This is a genomic window from Vibrio sp. 704, assembly GCF_033339295.1.
In genome coordinates, this window is record NZ_JAWOUH010000266.1 from 1 (window position 1) to 827 (window position 827).

At 47.4% G+C, this 827-nt stretch carries 2 protein-coding genes; both read left to right on the forward strand.

Features of this window, described 5'->3' with window-relative positions; all coding sequences use genetic code 11:
- A partial coding sequence (locus R7R24_RS25835) for a metal ABC transporter solute-binding protein, Zn/Mn family (RefSeq protein WP_411978833.1) occupies window positions 1-363 on the forward strand: 363 nt, incomplete at its 5' end.
- A 2-nt stretch (window positions 364-365) separates the two neighbouring features.
- Window positions 366-827 (forward strand): metal ABC transporter permease (locus R7R24_RS25840; RefSeq protein ID WP_318119980.1); only part of this gene is annotated, 462 nt, incomplete at its 3' end.

The following is an 827-nucleotide window of genomic DNA, read 5'->3' on the forward strand; positions in this document are numbered from 1 at the left end:
TGGGAAGCAAAAGCTAAGCGGTTAAATGGTAAGCGAGTAGTGGGCTATCACTCCACTTACCGATACTTGTTCGATTGGCTAGGTATGGTTCAAGTCGCGGATCTTGAGCCCAAACCAGGGGTATCACCGACGACCTCTCATCTGCAATCACTGACCAAGTTGGACGCAAGTTCGTTTGATGCGATTGTGTATTCGTCTCACCAAGATCAACGCCCCGCAATGTGGTTGCAACAACGAACAAACAAACCTGTCGTCCAATTGCCTTTGACGGTGTCAAAAGAGCAGAACTTAGATGAGCTGTACGATGAAGTGATTGCCGAGTTACTCGATGTGTTTGTTTCCCCTAGTGCTGTGAAGTTTTGATCATGACTGAATACACATGGTTAGCGCCGGCTATTTTGTGCGGCGTGATTGCGCTAATTGGTAACGTCGTACTGGGCCAGCAAGTATTAAAGCGGCAGATCATTTTCATCGACCTTGCGGTGGCTCAAGTCGCAGCATTGGGGTCGGCGCTTAGTCATTATTGGCTAAACTCATCTACTTTGTACGTGAGGATTCCTTGGTTATCGGAATCTTGGCTTGGTGCAATGCTTGGCCCTTGGATAATGTCGTTATTGTTATGCGGATTGATTGCTGCATTAGAAAAGCGAAATCATCCGCATCTTGAGCCGATGATTGGCAGCTTGTTTGTGGTATCTGCCTCTTTGGCGGTGTTACTTGTTAGCAAAGACCCACATGGTGCTGATTTCATTCAAGGGATTTTGAATGGTCAGCTACTGTGGTCGACATGGCAAGATGTTTGGCCGTTGACGGTAATCACTGGTGCG